The 14,243-nt window shown below is 61.4% G+C and carries 7 protein-coding genes and 1 pseudogene; 7 read left to right on the top strand and 1 reads right to left on the bottom strand.

Annotated elements, in window-relative coordinates:
- The first annotated feature begins 50 nt into the window (after positions 1 to 50).
- Together ACILSQ_RS27585 and queD are read left to right on the top strand one after the other, a co-directional pair.
- Positions 51 to 2,057, top strand: coding sequence for a sulfatase (locus ACILSQ_RS27585; RefSeq protein WP_395746920.1), 2,007 nt, complete (start codon positions 51 to 53; stop codon positions 2,055 to 2,057).
- 93 nt (positions 2,058 to 2,150) lie between these two features.
- Positions 2,151 to 2,516 (top strand): 6-carboxytetrahydropterin synthase QueD, encoded by a 366-nt coding sequence (queD, locus tag ACILSQ_RS27580; protein WP_395746919.1) that lies wholly within the window; start codon positions 2,151 to 2,153, stop codon positions 2,514 to 2,516.
- A gap of 3 nt (positions 2,517 to 2,519) precedes the next feature.
- Here queD and ACILSQ_RS27575 read toward each other — a convergent pair whose 3' ends face one another.
- Positions 2,520 to 5,714, bottom strand: coding sequence for a beta strand repeat-containing protein (locus ACILSQ_RS27575; RefSeq protein ID WP_395746918.1), 3,195 nt, complete (start codon positions 5,712 to 5,714; stop codon positions 2,520 to 2,522).
- A gap of 201 nt (positions 5,715 to 5,915) precedes the next feature.
- Between ACILSQ_RS27575 and ACILSQ_RS27570 the strand changes: the two genes are divergently transcribed.
- From ACILSQ_RS27570 to gyrA, 5 genes and pseudogenes are all read left to right on the top strand, one after another.
- Positions 5,916 to 7,694, top strand: a complete 1,779-nt coding sequence (locus ACILSQ_RS27570) for a GMC family oxidoreductase (RefSeq protein ID WP_395746917.1) — start codon at positions 5,916 to 5,918, stop codon at positions 7,692 to 7,694.
- Between the two features lie 12 nt (positions 7,695 to 7,706).
- The gene (locus ACILSQ_RS27565; protein WP_395746916.1) at positions 7,707 to 8,195 is read left to right on the top strand and encodes a hypothetical protein; all 489 of its coding nucleotides are present in this window, start codon (positions 7,707 to 7,709) and stop codon (positions 8,193 to 8,195) included.
- Positions 8,192 to 8,857 (top strand): gluconate 2-dehydrogenase subunit 3 family protein, encoded by a 666-nt coding sequence (locus ACILSQ_RS27560; protein WP_395746915.1) that lies wholly within the window; start codon positions 8,192 to 8,194, stop codon positions 8,855 to 8,857. The genes ACILSQ_RS27565 and ACILSQ_RS27560 overlap by 4 nt, the downstream gene beginning before the upstream one ends.
- A gap of 227 nt (positions 8,858 to 9,084) precedes the next feature.
- Positions 9,085 to 11,529 (top strand): annotated as a pseudogene (locus ACILSQ_RS27555) (DNA gyrase subunit B); the annotation flags it as partial.
- Positions 11,530 to 11,579: 50 nt separating this feature from the next.
- A complete protein-coding gene (gyrA, locus tag ACILSQ_RS27550) occupies positions 11,580 to 14,231 on the top strand; it encodes a DNA gyrase subunit A (RefSeq protein ID WP_395746914.1) in 2,652 nt (883 codons plus the stop codon).
- Positions 14,232 to 14,243 lie beyond the last annotated feature (12 nt).

Raw genomic sequence — 14,243 nt, 5'->3', positions numbered from 1 at the left:
TGCGCAAAAATCTTGTCGTGTTCCCTGCGCCTTCGTGCAAGCGTTGCGCGATGTTGTCTTCTGCTCGCCTCTTCTTCTTCGCTTTTGCGGCGCTGGCGCTGCCTCTGCCTGCGGGCGCGGCGGTCAAACCAAAAGCGCGGGGGGTGTCTGCGGAGGGAAAGCCAAATGTGCTGTTCATCATTGCGGACGACCTGCGAGACTACGCCGGCTGGCTGGGCGGGCATCCGCAGTCAGTGACGCCGAACATGGATCGTCTGGCGAAAATGGGCATGCGCTTCACCAACGCGCACTGCAACTACGCCCTGTGCAATCCTTCGCGCACCTCCCTCCTCACAGGCATGCTGCCGTCATCCAGCGGGGTGTTTGGCAATGAGCAGGACTGGCGGCGCAGCGTGCAGGTGGCGGGCAACCCCACGCTGCCGGAATACTTCAAGTCCCAGGGCTACACCACGGCTGCCGCAGGGAAAATCTTCCACGCCAATCACGGCGGTCCCGAAGGCCGCCTCGCTGGCTGGCACGGTGGGAGGCGTGGTTTTGAGCAGGAATCAGCCTGGACCCGGCGCTTCCCCCAGCCAGGGGTGCAGATTCCGGACCTGCCCGTGCATACAGGGCAGAACTTCAACGGTCTCAACATCTGGCACTGGGACTGGGGTGGCATTCCCGTGGCGGAAGAGAAGACGGATGACGGGCAGGTCGCCGCGTTCGCTGCGGATTTCCTGACTCAAAAGCAGCCGCCATTCTTCCTCGCGCTGGGACTCTATCGCCCGCATTCCCCCTGGTATGTACCGCAGAAGTACTTCGATGCTCTGCCGCTCGATTCCATCAAGCTGCCGGAGGTGAAAGCTGACGATTTGGAGGATGTGCCTGCCATTGCCAAAACGCATCTCAAGGAGGGCTATCACAAGCTGATCCTCGAAAAGAACCTCTGGAAGGATGCCGTGCGCGCCTACCTGGCGAGTGTGGCCTTTTGCGATGCCATGCTCGGGCGCATCCTTGATGCCGTGGAGAAGGGGCCAAACGCGAAAAACACGATCATCGTCTTTGCCTCCGACCACGGCTGGTACCTCGGTGAAAAGCAGATGTGGCACAAGGGCAAGCTGTGGGAGGAGACCACGCGGGTGCCGCTTTCCATTTACGCTCCAGGAGTCACCCGGCCGGACAGCGTCTCCATGCAGCCCGTGGCTTTGATCGATCTCTATCCCACGCTCTGCGATCTCACCAAGCTGCCGCTGCCGGAGCATCTGGATGGCAGCAGTTTGAAGCCGATGCTGCTGGATCCGGCGGCCAGGCGCGACCACCCTGCCGTCACCTGCATGAGCGGCGGCAAAAACGCGGGATACGCCGCGCGGGATGTGCGCTGGCGCTACATCCGCTATGCTGATGGGAGCGAGGAGCTCTACGATCACCAGACAGATCCCCACGAGTGGACCAATCTGGCAGCAAAGCCTGAGCACGCGGCCCTGAAGTCCGCCCTGGCGGCCTTTTTCCCCAAGGAATTCAAAAGCGCGATGCGTCCTGCGGCTGAGATCGTGGGTGCGCCGAGTCCCTCCGGCTCCGATGATCTGGTGCTCCGCATCGGCGATGTCCTGACGGCTGCCGATGCGCCGAAACTGAAGGGCAGGGGTGTTTTCATCGATGCCGCCTTTGAGTTCGATCCCTTGGTGGACCAGGACAGCACGCTGCTGGCCCAGGGGGATGAGAAGTCGGGCTACGTGCTGCACCTGGTGGCTGCGCAGCCGACACTGACCGTGTTTGTGAATGGCACGAGCACCGTCATCAGTGGTGCTGCGCTGGAGAAAGGGCGGGTCAACATCCGCGCGCAGATCGACACCGGCGGTGTGATCACGCTGGCCGTACCGGGACACAGCGAAGTGCTCGGCGTGGCTCCATTCGAGCAGGGATTTCCTCAGGAAGCAGCGGCAGGCATCGCCGCAGGGCAGAGTTTTGGCCTGCTGAAAGCCGCCACCCGCCCCAACAGCACGCCGTTTGACGGTGCGGTTTACCGTTTGAACCTGACCATCCTGCCACCGCATCCAGTGCCTGCCAAAAAGCCCTGACCGGTGCTCATGATCCCATCATCCTCTCAGTTCATCATTTGTGCTGATTCGTGAGCATTTATGGTTTAAGAGACACGCCCCCCTATACCCACCATGCGAGCACGCATCATCAAAGACTTCCGTTTCGAGGCCGCCCAGACGCTGCCCAATCTCCCTGGCGACCACAAATGCACCAAGATGCATGGTCACTCATTCAAGATCGAGATCGCCATCGAGGGCGAAGTGGATCCGAAGATCGGCTGGGTCTATGACCACGCGGAGATCTCCAGGGCGATGAAGCCGATCATGGACCGGCTGGATCACTCCTATCTCAATGAGATCGAAGGCCTGGAGAATCCCACCATCGAATACATGGCCGCCTGGCTCTGGAAAAAACTGGCTCCGCAGCTTCCAGGTCTCTGCGAAATCGTCATCCACGAAACACCCAACGCACGCTGCGTGTTTCGTGGCGAGTTTTGAGTTTTAGGCGGTGACCGCCGCACGCACCCGGCGCCGACGGCGAAGGGTGATGAAGGCAAGGCCGAGAGCTCCGAGCAAGGCGCGCGAGGGCTCCGGCACGGCGTCCACATGCAGAGTGAGCGAATTGTCGCCGATGACGAAGTGCCCGCTGAAGACGGATGGCGTGCTGCCAAAGGCGAGGTTCGCAAGCGTGAGGCCGGACTCAGAGGCGTAGTTGATGAGGGTGTAGTCGGTGTTGCTGGTCATGCCGCCGGTGTCGGTGATGTCGAAGATGGCGGCGCCGGGTCCGGTGAAATTGAGCGCGCCGCTAACATTGAGCAGGCTGGAAAGGCTGCCCAGGCTGTAGTCCACATGGGAGCCGGACACCAGATCGAGCGTGCCATCCACGTTCAGTGTGCCAATGCTCAGGCCGGGTGCAAGGGTGCCGCCGCTGGCGACGGAGACGGAGCCCACCGTGCCGGTGCCGTTCAGGGTGCCGCCGGCATTGACCATCACAGAGCCTGAGCCCGTGGCGCTGCCGCTGGTGTTGGTCGCGCTCAGGGTGCCGTCATTGATCTGCGTGCCGCCGCTGTAGGTGCTGGCACCCGCGAGTTCCAGCGTGCTGCCGCCGTCTTTGACTAAAACGCCCCCGCTGCTGCTGGCGATCACGCCCTCATAGGTGGTCGTGCCGCTGCTGGCACCAACTGTCAGACTGTGCCCGCCGAGATCGACCGTGGAAGACGCCGCGCCGGTGAGGGAAGCGGCGGCCTGATCCGCGCCAAGTGCGAGTTTGGAACTGCCGCTGCCGGTGTCATCGAGAATCACGGAGGTGCGGCCGTTGGTGGTAGGCAGGGCATCGGCGACGTTGGCATTCAGCGTGCCTCCATTGCGGATGTAGGTGGGGCCGTTGTAGGAGTTGGCGGCATTTTCGTTCACCGTCGCTCCATCCACCACGAGGTCGGAGCCCGAGCTGCTGCCGGTGATGGCGCCGTTCGCATTGATGACGCCTCCAGAGAGGGTCAGAACGGTGCCGTCCTTGTTGAGCGTGCCGCTCAGAGTCAGCGTGCCGCCGCCGGTGTTTGCGATGGTGCCGGAGCCGGAGGTGACCGTGATGTCCTGCGTGATGGTGGCGCTCCCGCCGGTGTATTGCAGGGCGGTGCCACTGCCCAGATTGACCTGCGTGCCGGTCCCGAGGGAGTCCACATTGCTGGTGCTGAGGGAACCGCCGCTGACGTTGACGGGGCCGGTGAAGTTGCTGGAACCGCTGAGCTCCAGGGTGCCGGCGCCGGCTTTGGTGAGCTGATACTGCGAGCTGGTCAACGTACCGCCGATGGTGAGCTTGCCCGCGTCCACGGTGACGACATGGTTTGCATTGAGCGTCACCGCGCCGGTGCCGAGGTTCAGGTCATTGCTGCCTTTGAATTCGAAGTCAGAATTGATGGTGATCGCATTGTTGGTGCTGAGCGTGAGCGCCGAGCCGGTGGTGTTGTCCAGCGCGCCGCCATTGATGACGAGACCGCCGGTGCCGATGGCCGCGGCGTTGTTAAGATTGAGCTGTCCGCCGGTCAGCGTGGTGGTGCCACTGTAGGAGCTGCTGGCTCCGGAGAGGGACACCGTGCCACTTTTGACCTCAATACTGTTAAAGGCGGAGATTGCGCCCGCGTAGGAGAAGCTGTTGCCTGCACCGGGATCGATATGCATGGCGTTGGTGCCCGAGCCTCCGGTGATGTTTCCCAGAATTGAGGCCGCGCCGCCGGTGACATTGAGCGTGATGTTGCCGCTGTCGCCAGTGATCGCATAGCCATTGCTGGAGCCGTTGATGATGCCGGCATTGTTGATCGTGACGGCGTCCTTGCCCGTGGTGATGGCTGCCATCGTGCCACCCAGCCCGGAGAGGGTCGCGCCACCTTGAATGGTCGCTCCAGCGTTGTTGTTGATGGTCACGCTGTGCCCCCCCGCCGTGGAACCCAGCATGGCGATGCCGGAAGCGCTGTCGCCACGGATCAGGCCGCCCGCCTGATTGGTGATGGTGGCGTCCGCGTACATGGCCTCGCGGCCGCCGCCCGCGATGTCATTGCCCAGCAGCGTGATGCCGTAGCCGATCGCGTTTGTATTTCCTGCGGCCACGAGGCCTTCGATCGTGCCGGAGTTGGTGATGGTGCCGCCGCCCACGGTGATGCCTTCGCTGTGGGCCACGCCATCGGCGGCGATGTTGAAGGAGTTGATGGAGCGGATGGTGCCCGTGTTGGTGAGGTTCACCATTCCATCGATGTCCACGCCGTCGCCGTCATGGCTGACTCCATCGCTGATGTTGTGACCATTCCCGGTGATCAGTCCGTTGTTGACGATGGTCGCCATCTGCTTGGAGCTGAACCCGTCAAAGTTGATGCCGGATCCGTTGTCTCCCTGGATGGTGCCGCCGAGGTTGTTTGTGATGCTGGCGGTGAAAGTGATGTCGGTTGAAGGGCCGCCGGTGATGCCGTGCCGGCCGCCTTCGATGGTGCCCGTGCCCGGCGTTGCGGGGGTGCCGGCGCTCCAGTTGCTGGCGTTGGTGATGGTGGCGCCATTGTTGCTCTGCAAATCCACGCCATCGCTGCTGCTCCCGGAGCTGGTGGTGGACTTGATCAGGCCGGCGTTGTTGATGAAGCCGTTGACACCCGGCCGCACCGCGTCGGCCTCGCTCGCGGTGATGACACCCGTGGAGAAGTTGTTCAGCGTGTTGCTTCCCGTGGTCGTGTTCAGGGCGTTCCAGTCGATGGCCTGGTTCCCGCTGGCGGAGGAGTTCTGCGAGTTGAGGGTGCCGTAGTTGTTAAAGGTGATGGTGCTGCCCGCCACATTCATCTGGATCACATCCGCATCCGCCGTCTGGATCAAGGCGGTCGAATTGGTGGCGCTGCCATTGTTGATGGTGAGAGTGATGCCTCCCGTGTTGTCCCGCAGCGCGCGGCTCTTGCCCGCATTGCTGCCGGTGATCACACTGGTCTGCTGGATGGTGCCGAGATTGGTGAGCGTGGAGCTTCCTGTGAAGCCCACTGCGACGTTGTTGCCGGTCACCGTCAGCGTGCCCGTCTCCGTGACGGTGCCGGTGCCGGAAGAAAGCGTCTGTGGCGTGGTGGAGCTTGTGCTGATGGTGAAGCCGGCCGCTTGCAGGAAAGGCGCGCCGAGCAGGCCAGCGAGGGCCAGGGTGGCGGCGGCAAAGGAGAAGGGGGGTGTTTTCATGTCAGGAGGGGGGGCTGAGCCGCGCGCCTATCCATGCAATGCCCGTGACTGTCGAAACACACGGCGTTACGATTTTGCCTTGTGTCAGATCTGAAATTTTGGCGCCGAAAAAGGCTGCTGATTCGCGCGTCAAATCTGCTAAAACCGTAACATGACTTGTCGCCATCCGTTCATGGCTGTAGTCCAGCACATTCATCCGCCATGCCAGTCCTCACCGATCGCAAAACGCAGCCGCAGTATGATGTCATTGTCGTCGGGTCAGGAGCAGGCGGCGGCATGGCCGCGATGATTCTGGCCCTGAACGGCGTGAAGGTTCTCATGATTGAGGCCGGACGAAACTACGAGCCCGCGAAGGAGACACCGATGTTTAACACGCCCGAGATGGCACCCCTCCGTGGCGCGGCCACGCCGGACCGCTGGTTTGGCTTTTATGATTCAAACATCGGCGGCTGGCAGGTGCCGGGAGAACCCTACACAAACAAGCTGGGCACCGAGGGAGACTTCTGGTGGTGGCGCGGACGCATGCTCGGCGGGCGCACCAATCACTGGGGCCGCATCTCGCTGCGCTTTGGCGAGTTTGATTTCAAACCAAAGTCGCGCGACGGCCTCGGCGTGGACTGGCCCATGAGCTATGACGACATGGCTCCGTGGTATGACAAGGTGGAGCAGTTGATCGGTGTGTATGGCGAGAACGACGGCATCGCCAATGCTCCCAATTCATCGCCCGGCGTGCTGCTGCCGCCGCCGAAACCCAGGGTGGGGGAGCTGCTCGCCAGAAAGGCGGGCAGAAAGCTCGGCGTGCCCGTGGTGGCAGCGCACCGCGCGGTGCTCAGCCAGCCGCTGGACTGGAAGAATCTGCCGAAGGCGCTCTTTCCGAACAATCCCAAGGCGCAGGAGATCATCGGCAGGGACATGATGACCCGCGCCGCCTGCTTCTGGGCCACCCACTGCATCCGCGGCTGCAGCATCCGCGCCAATTTCCAGAGCACCACCGTGCTGCTGCCGCCTGCGCTGGCCACCGGAAACCTCGACATCATCACCGACGCCATGGTGCGTGAAGTCGTGCTGGACGGCAGCGGCAAAGCCACCGGCGTGCATTACATCGATAAAGTGTCACGGCGGGATGTCATCGCCAAGGCGCGCGTGGTCATTCTGGCTGCGAGCACCTGCGAGACCTCGCGGATTTTGCTGAATTCGAAATCGCGCGACAAAGCCGGACTGGCGAATTCTTCCGGACAGGTGGGTCGCAATCTCATGGACAGCGTGGGCACACGCCTGGGCGCCCACATTCCCGCCATGGAGGATCTGCCGCCCATGAATGAAGACGGCGCAGGCGGCCTGCACACCTACGTGCCGTGGTGGCTGGTGAACGAGCATGCCAGGCTTGGTTTTCCCCGGGGCTACCACATTGAGATGGGCGGCGGCAGGCAGATGCCAGATGTGAAGAGCTTCGGCTACCTGGATTCCACCTCTCCCGGAGTCTATGGCCGCAAACTCAAGGCCGATGCGCGGCGTTATTTTGGCGCACACTTCAGCTTTTCCGGACGCGGTGAGATGATTCCAAACAAGGACTGCTACTGCGAGCTTGACCCCAATGTCGTGGATCAGTGGGGCATCCCCGTGCTGCGCTTTCATTGGAAGTGGAGCGATCACGAGATCAAGCAGGCCGCGCACATGCAGCAGACCTTTGCCGCCATGCTGGAGGGCATGGGCGGCAAGCCCAAACCACTCAGCGGAGCCGAGGCCATCCAGCGCCCCGGAGAGATTATCCACGAAGTCGGCACCGCCCGCATGGGGGCCAAAGCCGCCGAGAGCGTCACCAATCAATACTGCCAGACCTGGGACGTGAAAAACCTCTTCCTTATGGACGGTGCCGTCCTCCCCAGCAACCCAGACAAAAACCCCACTCTCACCATTCTCGCCCTCGCCTGGCGCTCCAGCGAATGGCTGATGGAGGAGATGAAACGGGGGAACGTGTGATTTCTGCCTGCCATGAGAAAAGATCAAAGACTTCTAAGGCTGCGGCAAAATCCTCCCCGGCCGCAAATGACTCAGCAGCGGCGGCAGAATGCCCGGGTGCTGGCATATCTGGGAACTTTGCTCGTCGGGGCTGCGTTGATCTTTCGCTTCGTGGGATTCTACCGTGCCGCCAGGGCATTGGGCTCGGTGAATTTTACCGGGATGGATGACCAACGGGAGGTCACACAAGCGCTCTCTGCAGTCACGCAGAGGATGGCTCAGGCCGGAGATATTCTGGAACTCGGCAACATCGTGCTGCTGGTGGGCGGGGCCATGCTGACCCACGCCTGGATGAATGGTCGCCTCCGCGAGCGATGGTTTTTTGGGATCACGCTGGCATTTGCCCTTCTCCTGGTCTGGCAGCCTTACGTGGGCACCTTTTTCGGTTTGCTGTGGTTTTGGCTCCTGGCTTTGAACCGCAGACAGTTTTCCGTGCAACCAGCCATTCTCGTCTCCGAATGAACGACGCCGCATCATCTTCCGCCATCTCCCGCCGCCACGCCCTCAAAGGCCTTCTCACCGGTGTTGCAGGTGCAGCCGCTGCGCCTGCCATCGCGGCGCCCCACGCTACCGAGCCTGCGCCTCCGGCTTATCCCTCGCGGTTTGTCTTTCACGATCCCGACTTCATGCAGCCGCTGAAGTTTCCGTGGGAGAAGCTGCTGTCTGCCGAGGAACTGGCCACCACGCAGGCACTGGCGGACCTCATTCTGCCGAAGGACGAAACCTCCCCCGCGGCATCCGAGGTGGGAGTGCCGGATTTCATCAATGAATGGGTCAGCGCGGACTACCCCGCGCATCAGGAGGACCGCGAGACAATCCGTGGCGGTCTGGGCTGGCTCAATACGGAGAGTTTTAAGCGCTTTTCCAAGCGTTTTGAGGACCTGGCCGAGCCGCAGCAGTGCCAGATCGCTGACGATATTTGCGACACCGAGAAGGCGCGGCCGGAGCACCACATCGGGGCCGTCTTTTTCAGGCGCTTCCGCCAGCTCTGCCTCAGCGGCTTTTACACCCACAGTCAGACCTGGAAAAGCCTCGGCTACGTGGGCAATATCAGCGTCGGCGGACCGTACCCCGGCGTTTTGCCGGAAGTTATCGAAAAGCTGGGTTTGCAGGATGTTGTTTAGGGGCCGGTTTGGAGGCAAAAAAGAGTGCGTTTCAGAGTAAAAAAACTCTTGGCTCACCCTGTCATCTTGCTAGTCTGAAAAGACCTTCATCGAGCACGTTTCCGGAGTGGTCAAATAGGACGGATTCAGGCGATGGAACACCCCGTAACGCAAAGCCATGTCTGACGACAACAACGACCTCCACAGCACGACCCACGTAGCCGCCAACCGATCCCGATGAGCGCGGCCTCCACCACTGTGTGTTTGAAGTGGTGGACAACTCCATCGACGAGCATCTCGCGGGCAACTGCAAAAACGTCAGCGTCACCATTCACAGCGACGGCTCGCTCAGCGTCGAGGACGACGGCCGCGGCATCCCCGTGGAAATGCATGCGAAGGGCATTCCCACCGTCGAACTCGTGCTCACCAATCTCCACGCCGGCGGCAAGTTCGGCGACGGCGCCTATGAATTCTCCGGCGGTCTGCACGGCGTCGGTGCCAAGTGCGTGAACGCCCTGTCCGACTGGTTCAAGTGCGAGGTTTTCCGCGACGGCAAGATCTACGCCATCGGCTTTGAGCGTGGCATCACCACCGAGCCGCTCACCGTTCTGGGCGAGCAGGAGGAGCCGAAGCGCACCGGCACGAAGATCACTTTCTTCCCGGACGCCACGATCTTCACCATCACCACCACGTTCAACTTTGACCGCCTGCTGGTGCGTCTGCGTGAACTGGCCTTCCTTAATCCCGGCATCAACATCACCGTCACCGACGAGCGCGTGTCCCCGCCGCGGCAGGAGACGCTGCTCTACACCGAAGGCGTGAAGCAGTTCGTGCGCGAGATGGGTGCGGACAAGGACAAGGTACATCCCGAGCCCATCGCGCTGGCAGGCCGCCGCGAGATCATGATCGATGACAAGCCGAAGTTCATTCTGGTGGACTGCGTGCTTCAGTATAACAAGGGGCTCAGTGAGCAGACGCTGTGCTTTGCCAATGCCATCCCCAACCCCGACGGCGGCACGCATTACAGCGGTCTCAAGAGCGCCCTGACCAAGGCGGTGAAGCAGTACATCAACGCCAATCCCAAGGCCTTCAAAGACAAGCTTCCGGACATCGAGGGCGACGACTGCCGCGAAGGTCTGATCTGCGTGCTCAGCGTGAAGCTGCCCAATCCGCGCTTCAATTCGCAGACGAAGGTGAAGCTCGTGAACGGCGAAGTGGAAGGCGTGGTGAGCTCCGTGGTTTATGAAGGACTGCTGCGCCACTTTGACGAGAATCCGGAAACCGCCGTCGAGGTGATCAAGAACATCATCATCGCTGCCAAATCCCGCGAGGCTGCGCGCAAGGCGCGTGAAGCCATCCGCAAAGACGCCATGAGCAGCGGCGGCCTGCCCGGCAAGCTGGCCGACTGCTCCGAGCGCGATCCCGCCAAGACTGAGCTGTTTATTGTCGAGGGTGACTCCGCCGGTGGCTCCGCCAAGATGGGCCGCAACCGTCACAACCAGGCCATTCTGCCTCTGCGTGGCAAGCTCATCAACACCGAGAAAGCCCGCCTGGAGAAGGTGCTCCAGAACAAGGAAATCCAGACCATGATCACCGCCATCGGCACCGGCATCGGTGGCGACAGCGAGGTGGAAGGCTCCTTCAACATCGACAAACTCCGCTACCACAAGATCGTCATCATGACCGATGCCGACGTGGACGGCAGCCACATCCGCACCCTGCTGCTGACCTTCTTTTTCCGCCAGATGCCGGAGCTCGTGAAGCGCGGCCACATCTTCGTGGCCCAGCCGCCGCTCTACCAGGTCACCCGCAAGAAGCGCGAGGAATACGTGCAGAGCGATGCCGAGATGGACGCCATCCTGCTCGAGCTGGGCTCCGGCGAAATCAGCCTGCGCAACATCTCCGATGGCACCAAGGTGGCCGACGACCGCCTGAAGTCCATCTTGGAACTCCTCGTCCCCGTGGCCAAGTTTGCCGACATTATCCGTCGGCATGGCGGTGACTTCGAGCACTACCTTCAGGCCCGCGATGAGGCCACCGGCAGTCTGCCGCATTACCTCGTGATGATTCGCGTGGGCAACGAGGTGGACGTGAAATATTTCCTCGGCAATGAGCAGCTCGCCGCCTTTGCCAAGGAGAACCAGGACCTGCATCTGTTTGCCAAGCCTGCGACAGCTCCGGCGCTCAACGAAGACGGCACGCCGAACCCGGAGGCCAATGGTAACGGCAGCGGCAACGGGCACACGCCCAAGTCCAGTCGCCGCGCCCGTCTCATCGAAATCCACGAAGCTCACGGCATGCGCCGCCGCTTCCAGCAGCTCGATGAGCTGGGCCTGCACGTGGATCACTTCAGCAGCCAGGACAAGCCGCTGTTTGAGGTCATCGAAGGTGATGGCGACCACGCCAAAGTACACCCTGTCTTCAGCCTTCCCGGCATCCTCGACAAGGTCATGGAAATCGGCAAGCGAGGCATGGAGATCAAACGCTTCAAAGGTCTGGGCGAAATGAATGCCAAGCAGCTTTTCGAGACCACCATGGACCCGACCAAGCGCACGCTTCTCCAGATCAAACTGGACGAAACCAACGCTCACGAGGCCGAGCGCATCTTCACCATCCTCATGGGAGATGTCGTTGAGCCACGCAAACACTTCATCGAAGAGAACGCCCTCAATGTGAGAAACCTGGACGTGTGATCCATCCGCACCGCTTTCTCCACTGACTCAACACCTCAAGTTTTCATTCGATGCAAGATCCTAACATTCATCCGATTTCCGTTGCCGACGAAGTCAAAAATTCCTTCCTCGACTACTCGATGTCCGTCATCATAGCCCGTGCTCTGCCGGACGTGCGTGATGGCCTGAAGCCCTCCCAGCGCCGCATTCTTTATGCGATGCACGAGCTGTCCCTCTATCCGCCGAAGAAGCACATGAAGTGTGCGAAGATCGCGGGCGACACTTCCGGTAACTACCATCCGCACGGCGAAGCCGTCATTTACCCGACGCTGGTTCACATGGGCCAGCCTTGGGCCATGCGCGAGCCGCTCATCGACCCCCAGGGGAACTTCGGTTCTGTGGAAGGCGACCCTCCGGCCGCCATGCGTTATACGGAAGCCCGCATGACGCATCTCGGCGGCACGCTCATGTCCGACATGGACAAGGAGACGGTCGATTTCGTGCCGAACTATGACGAACGTCTCACCGAGCCTGTCGTCTTCCCGGCGGCGTTCCCGAACCTCATCGTCAATGGCGGCACCGGCATCGCCGTCGGCATGGCCACAAACATGCCGCCGCACAATCTGGGCGAGGTGGTGGATGCCGTGTGCGCGCAGGTGGACAATCCCCTGATCACCATCAGCGAGCTGATGCAGTTCATCCAGGGGCCGGACTTCCCCACGGGCTGCGCCATTCAGGGCACCAGCGGCATCCGCGAATACATGGAGACCGGTCACGGTGCCGTGCGCATCCGCGGTCAGGCGGAAGTGGTGGAAAACGGCAACCGCGAGCAGATCATCATCACCGAGATTCCGTTTAACGTGAACCGTGCGGAACTGGTGAAGCGCATCGCCGAACTCGCCAATGAAAAAGTCATCGCCGAAATAAGCGGCGTGCGTGATGAGTCGGACGAAAACACCCGCGTGGTGATCGATCTCAAGCGCGATGCCCGCGCCCAGGTGGTGCTGAACAATCTCTACAAGCACACCGCGCTGGAGACCAGCTTCTCCATCCACATGCTGGCCATCGACGGCGGCAAGCCGCGCGTGCTCAGCATGAAGGACGCCATCGCGTGCTACATCGAGCACCGTCGTGAGGTCATCATCCGCCGCACCCGCTACCTGCTGAAGCAGGCTGAGGTTAAGGCCGAAAAGCTCGAAGCCCAGCTCCTCGCTCTCGGCCATCTGGATGACTTCATCAAGATCATCCGCGACAGCCGCAGCCGTGACGAAGCACGCGAGCGCCTGAAGGCCTACAACTTTGCCGTCAGCACCGCGGAACAGCTCGGCATTCTCATCCGCGGCCAGGCCAGCATTCAGGGGGACCGCTATGTCTTCACCGACAAGCAGGTCGAAGACATCCTGGAACTGCGCCTCTACCAGCTCGTCGGCCTTGAGCGCGACAAGATCAAAGGCGACTACGACGAGATCCTCGCCAGCATCCGCGATCTCATGGACATCCTGGCGCGCGAAGTTCGCGTGCTGCAGATCATCAAGGACGAGCTGCAGGCCATCCGCCTCAAGCACGCCACCCCGCGCTTCACCCGCATCGAAGCCGCCGAGGGCGAGATCCAGAGCATCGACCTCATCCCGAACGACCCAACGGTGGTCACGATGACGCACATGGGCAGCATCAAGCGCACCGCCACTGCCGAGTACCGCGTCCAAGGCCGTGGCGGCAAAGGGCTCAAGGGCATGGAAACTCGCGAGTCCCAGGGCGAAGACGAGGCCACGGATTTCGTGGAGCACCTCTTCAGCGCACATCTGCACGACTTCCTGCTCTTCTTCACCAACACCGGCCGCATGTACGTGGAGCGCGTGTACCAGATCCCCGAAGCCGCACGCACCGGCAAAGGTCGCAGCATCAAGAACATGCTGAACCTGCGTTCGGAAGAGAAGATCGCCAGCGTTCTCATCCTCAAAGCCCAGGGCGCTGAGGACGAAGCCATGTGGGCCGCTGATAAGTACGTGCTCTTTGCCACGAAGGACGGCACCGTCAAAAAGACCGCCCTCGAAGAGTTCAAAAACTATCGCAAGGACGGCATCATCGCCATCAAGCTGGATGAAGGAAACGATCTTGTCGATGTCGTGCTCACCGATGGCAACAAGGAAGTCTGCCTCGTCACCCATGAAGGCATGTGCGCCCGCTTCCATGAAACGGGAGACGACCCCACATCGCCAAACCTGCGCCCCATTGGCCGTGCTACAGCTGGTGTCCGCGGCATCACGCTGGATGACGGCGACTTCCTCGTCAGTTGCATCACCAACGAGCCAGATACCATGGTTCTCGTCGTGTCTGAAAACGGCCTCGGCAAACGCACTGCCTTTGATGAATACCGCCTCCTGACAAATCGCGGCGGCAAAGGCGTGACCACCATGAACGTCACCGAGAAGACCGGCAAAGTTGTCGCTGCCAAAGCCGTCCATGACAAAGACGAACTCATGCTCATGACCACCAGAGGCCAGAGCGTGCGCATCCGCGTCTGCGACATCCGCGAAACCGGCCGCAACGCCCAGGGCGTGAAGCTCATGGGCCTCAACGAAGGCGAAACTATCCAGGACGTTGCCACCGTGGTGGCGGATGAAGCAGCCGCTGAGGCTGTGGCGGACGCAGTTGCTGCCGATGCCGTGACGCCGGATGCGCCAGCTTCGGAGCCCGCCGCAGATACGCCTGCGGCCGAGTAATCGTTCCAGTCA

The sequence above is a fragment of the Prosthecobacter sp. genome (assembly GCF_044227185.1).
GTDB lineage: Bacteria > Verrucomicrobiota > Verrucomicrobiia > Verrucomicrobiales > Verrucomicrobiaceae > Prosthecobacter.
The sequence above is the reverse complement of the archived record's forward strand: the minus strand, read 5'-3'. Positions and strand labels throughout refer to the sequence as shown.

Excerpts from the sequence above, each read along its gene's own strand:
- ACILSQ_RS27570 (WP_395746917.1), top strand. The coding sequence starts at position 5,916 with ATGCCAGTCCTCACCGATCGCAAAACGCAGCCGCAGTATGATGTCATT.
- gyrA (WP_395746914.1), top strand. The coding sequence starts at position 11,580 with ATGCAAGATCCTAACATTCATCCGATTTCCGTTGCCGACGAAGTCAAA.
- ACILSQ_RS27565 (WP_395746916.1), top strand. The coding sequence starts at position 7,707 with ATGAGAAAAGATCAAAGACTTCTAAGGCTGCGGCAAAATCCTCCCCGG.
- ACILSQ_RS27560 (WP_395746915.1), top strand. The coding sequence starts at position 8,192 with ATGAACGACGCCGCATCATCTTCCGCCATCTCCCGCCGCCACGCCCTC.
- queD (WP_395746919.1), top strand. The coding sequence starts at position 2,151 with ATGCGAGCACGCATCATCAAAGACTTCCGTTTCGAGGCCGCCCAGACG.
- ACILSQ_RS27575 (WP_395746918.1), bottom strand. The coding sequence starts at position 5,714 with ATGAAAACACCCCCCTTCTCCTTTGCCGCCGCCACCCTGGCCCTCGCT.
- ACILSQ_RS27585 (WP_395746920.1), top strand. The coding sequence starts at position 51 with ATGTTGTCTTCTGCTCGCCTCTTCTTCTTCGCTTTTGCGGCGCTGGCG.